The sequence below is a fragment of the Pseudomonas sp. PF05 genome (assembly GCF_056521845.1).
Genome location: NZ_JBWLPW010000058.1, coordinates 1 through 1,572, shown reverse-complemented (window position 1 = coordinate 1,572; position 1,572 = coordinate 1). Strand labels below are relative to the sequence as shown.

Below are 1,572 nucleotides of genomic sequence, written 5' to 3'. Positions count from 1 at the left end.
TGGCTGATACCATGGCTGGCGACGTTGTCACGCAACTGGCCAGCCGTTTTGATGCGCGGCACAGTCGCCTGGATTTGGGCCGGGCGCCGCTGCTGCACCTGGCTTACGCACGGGATGAGGCCCAGGATCGCTGGGTCGCGATTTTGTTGTTCCATCACCTGACCCTGGACCACACCGCCCTGGACGTGATGCAGCACGAGATGCAAATGCACCTGTTGGGCCAGGACGAACACTTGACCGCATCGGTGCCGTACCGCAACTACGTGGCCCAGGCTCGCCTGGGGACGAGTGAACAGGAACACGAAACATTCTTCCGCGACATGCTCGGCGATATCGACGAGCCGACGCTGCCATTCGGCCTGGCCCACGTCCAGGGCGACGGGCGCGGCATCGAGGAAGCGAAAGTGTTTGTCGATGACGCCTTGAGCCTGCGCCTGCGGGCTCAGGCCCGCCAGCTGGGCGTCAGTGCCGCCAGCCTGGTCCATTTGGCCTGGGCTCAGGTCCTGGCGGTGGCGTCGGGGCAGGAAAGTGTGGTGTTCGGTACGGTCTTGCTGGGCCGGATGCAAGGCGGCGACGGTGCCGACCGGGCCTTGGGCATGTTCATCAACACTTTGCCGATCTGCGTGCCCGTGAATGAGCAAAGCGTGCGGGATGCGGTGAAGACCACCCATGCGCGCCTGACCGGGTTACTGGGGCATGAGCATGCTTCCCTGGCCTTGGCCCAACGCTGCAGCGGGGTGGCCTCGCCAGCACCGCTGTTCAGTGCGCTGCTGAACTTTCGCCACAGTTCATTGCAGGTGACGGATGAGGGCCTGTCGGCCTGGAGCGGCATGCAAATGTTGTCCAGCGAGGAGCGCACCAACTACCCGTTGACGCTCAACGTCGACGACCTGGGCGAAGGCTTCAGCCTGACGGTGCAGGTCGAGTCCCTGATCGGTGCGCAACGTATCTGTGATTATGTGCAGGTGGCCCTGCAGAGCTTGGTCGATACCCTGGAACACGCGCCGCAAACGGCGGTGCGCAATCTCGCGGTGTTGCCGGCGGCCGAACGCAAGCAACTGCTGGAAACCTGGAATGCGCCAGAGGCGGCCTATGCCCATGACGCGCTGATCCATCGCCAGTTCGAGGCTCAGGTTGCGGCGCAACCCGACGCGGTGGCGGTGGTGTTCGAGGAGCAGGCACTGACCTACGGCGAACTCAACGCCCAGGCTAACCAGCTCGCCCATCGCCTGCTGTCGTTGGGCATTTGCCCGGATGACCGGGTGGCGATCTGTGTCGAGCGCGGTTTGGACATGATCGTCGGCCTGCTGGGCATCTTGAAGTCGGGCGCTGGCTACGTACCGCTGGACCCGGCTTCCCCGGCGGAACGCATCGCCTACATGCTCGAGGACAGCTCCCCTGTGGCGATCGTGGTGCATGCCGCCACCCAGGCGCTGCTGGCCGAAGAGTCCGTACGGGTGATCGAACTCGATAGCCCGGCGTTGCGCAACCAGTCCACCGTCAACCCGCAAGTGCCTGGCCTGACGTCGTCGCAGTTGGCCTACGTGATCTACACCTCGGGGTCCACCGGCC

1 protein-coding gene is annotated in these 1,572 nt (G+C 64.4%); it reads left to right on the top strand.

The genetic code is table 11. The features are described 5' to 3' along the window. Window positions 1–1,572, top strand: a 1,572-nt coding sequence (locus AC09SL_RS29400; RefSeq protein WP_479571994.1) for an AMP-binding protein, incomplete at both ends; no start/stop codon positions are given.